Source organism: Sporosarcina sp. YIM B06819 (assembly GCF_033485175.1).
Classification (GTDB): Bacteria; Bacillota; Bacilli; order Bacillales_A; family Planococcaceae; genus Sporosarcina.
Map to the genome: position 1 here is coordinate 1 of NZ_JAWLIQ010000054.1, position 1,859 is coordinate 1,859.

Here is a 1,859-nt window from a genome sequence, read left to right on the forward strand (position 1 = left end):
TAAAAAATAAAAATGGAGTGAGTGCAATTTGGTTAGGATTGAATAATGGATACACGGCTATTCCCCCTTATTTATCAAACTTAACTGAAACACGTACGCGTGGTTTTTCCTGAAGTTCAGCAGCCTTTACATCAAGCCACTCAGCCAACTCTTCATTCGTTGGATAGGCACCGACTTTTACAACCTCATTATTCACAAGTATCAAAGGAAGGGCATCTGGGCCTTTTTCAAGAAGTACCTTATTAACTACTTCATTGTCTACAAATGCACCCGGATCATTCCCAAGATTATAGCGTGTAACATCAAATTTCTTTTGTTCGAGTGAATAAACAGCCGATGCGATACGCGTTAATTCTGGATCGACACTTGGTCCGCAGACACCAGTTGAACAACACATTGCAGGATCAAATATTTCAACCTTTTTCATTGCCAAACATCTCCTTTATCATCGTATAATTATATCCTTATACATATATTACAAGGAAGGCCGTGATGTGACTCCACGGCCTATTTTACTCATTCACCAGTTGTAGCGTAACGTTCAATCCTTGCACCAATTTCATCACGTACACGCTGGAAGAATGCCCATTTTTCCTCATCTGTTCCTTCTGCCTTGGCAGGATCATCAAAGCCCCAATGTTCACGTTTGATATGGGGTGGTGTTATCGGGCACTTGTCAGCAGCATCTCCACAAAGCGTAACGATAAAATCAGCGTTATTTAATATTTCTTGATCAATGATATCTGAAGTTTGATTTGAAATATCAACGCCAGCTTCATTCATAGCTTTTACGGCATTTGGATTGACTCCATGTGCTTCAATTCCTGCACTCAGAACTTGCCATTCTTCACCAAGATATTTTTTGCCCCAACCTTCAGCCATTTGGCTACGGCATGAGTTACCTGTACATAAGAAATAGAGTGTTTTTTTCGACATCATGACAATCCCCTTTTTAATGTTTTATTGTATGAATGACAGCCATAAATACAGTCCGATTAGTGTAATCAAGAGTGTAGGAACTGTTAAAATAATACCGATTTTAAAATAGCTACCCCAAGAAATTTTCACACCTTTTTGAGATAGAACATGCAACCATAATAAGGTGGCTAACGAACCGATTGGCGTAATTTTCGGACCTAAATCTGACCCAATAATATTTGCATAAACCAAAGCCTCACGAATAGGTCCTGTTGTGGCCGTTTCTGATATAGCCAACGCGTTAATCATGACAGTAGGCATATTATTCATGAGTGATGATAAAATCGCTGCAATAAAGCCCATCGAAATCGTTGCGACAAATAGTCCTTGATTAGCTGCCATTTGAATGACATCTCCCAAAACACTTGTCAAACCTACGTTACGCAAGCCATAGACAACCACATACATCCCGATAGAAAAGAACACGATAGCCCAGGGTGCTCCTTTAAGTACTTGCTTCGTTTGAACAGCAGGACTTCTTTGTGCCATGAACATAAAGAATATGGCCGTAAGTCCAGCGATAATAGAGACAGGCAATCCTGTAAAGCCACTAGAGAAATACCCTACAAGTAACACGCTTAAAATCACCCAAGCTAGTCGAAACATCTTGATATCTTTGATAGCATCTTTCGGTTCTTTTAGGTCTGATACTTTATAGTCTTTTGGAATACTTTTACGGAAGAATAACAACAAAACTACAATACTCGCTACTAATGCAAATAAATTCGGGACAATCATTCGGGATGCATATTCAACAAAGCCGATACCGAAAAAGTCTGCCGACACAATATTAACTAAGTTACTCACGACTAACGGTAGGGAAGTCGTATCTGCAATAAAACCACTGGCAATGATGAAAGGAAAAATCATCTTTTCATTGA

General features: G+C 39.3%; 3 protein-coding genes. All 3 read right to left on the reverse strand.

Annotated features, from left to right (window positions below; genetic code table 11):
* Positions 1-67: 67 nt before the first annotated feature.
* Positions 68-427, reverse strand: a complete 360-nt coding sequence (gene arsD / locus R2B72_RS18425) for an arsenite efflux transporter metallochaperone ArsD (protein ID WP_318618359.1) — start codon at positions 425-427, stop codon at positions 68-70.
* A gap of 89 nt (positions 428-516) precedes the next feature.
* Positions 517-936, reverse strand: a complete 420-nt coding sequence (gene arsC, locus R2B72_RS18430) for an arsenate reductase (thioredoxin) (RefSeq protein WP_318618360.1) — start codon at positions 934-936, stop codon at positions 517-519.
* 24 nt (positions 937-960) lie between these two features.
* Positions 961-1,859: arsenite/antimonite efflux transporter (gene arsB / locus R2B72_RS18435; RefSeq protein WP_318618362.1), on the reverse strand; the 899-nt coding region annotated here is incomplete at its 5' end.

Coding starts and splice junctions, on each gene's coding strand:
- arsD (WP_318618359.1), bottom strand. CDS start 427: ATGAAAAAGGTTGAAATATTTGATCCTGCAATGTGTTGTTCAACTGGT.
- arsC (WP_318618360.1), bottom strand. CDS start 936: ATGTCGAAAAAAACACTCTATTTCTTATGTACAGGTAACTCATGCCGT.